This is a genomic window from Sphingomonas glacialis, from assembly GCF_014653575.1.
Classification (GTDB): domain Bacteria; phylum Pseudomonadota; class Alphaproteobacteria; order Sphingomonadales; family Sphingomonadaceae; genus Sphingomonas; species Sphingomonas glacialis.
The window spans coordinates 1-540 of sequence record NZ_BNAQ01000048.1; the positions used below are offsets into that span (position 1 = coordinate 1).

1 pseudogene is annotated in these 540 nt (G+C 59.1%); it reads right to left on the minus strand.

The features are described from left to right. Positions 1-168: 168 nt before the first annotated feature. A pseudogene (locus IE187_RS21600) lies at positions 169-540 on the minus strand (hypothetical protein); the annotation flags it as partial.

A 540-nucleotide genomic window follows, 5' to 3' on the forward strand; every position in this document is an offset into this window, starting at 1 on the left:
TATTGCCACACTAACAACCACTCAGCGGGGCAAAACGGCGATTAAACCGAAAGACCACCCCACCGAGCCCGTCTCAGCGGGGCAAAACCACGACCGAGTCAACGGTTCGCCCCGCTAAGGTCGGCGCGCAACGGCATAACCCCCAATCCCGCCGGATAATGCTCCATTTCAGTTCCGATTCAGCCGCAATCCTCGAGCCAAAGGAGACTCGGATGGAGTCGGCTCCGTAGAACAGGGCTCCAGTCCAAGCAACAACGACAGCACCGATACGGAAGAGGCCGCCGACCACGCCTGCGGATGGCAAGCCGCAGGATACGGAGAGGGACTGTTCTCCCCCGAATCACCTGAGTACAATTCCGGAATCTGGTAGTCGAAAGCATCGGCAGCGCGAACCAGTCCATCAGCCACGCGCAGTGCCTCCGCCTCATAACCTTCTGCACGAAGACCATTCATCACGATGGCACTGTCATGGGCCCACACCGATCCGCAATGATAGCTCTCAGGCCAGTACCCACCAGCCAGTGTGCTCATGGTACGCAC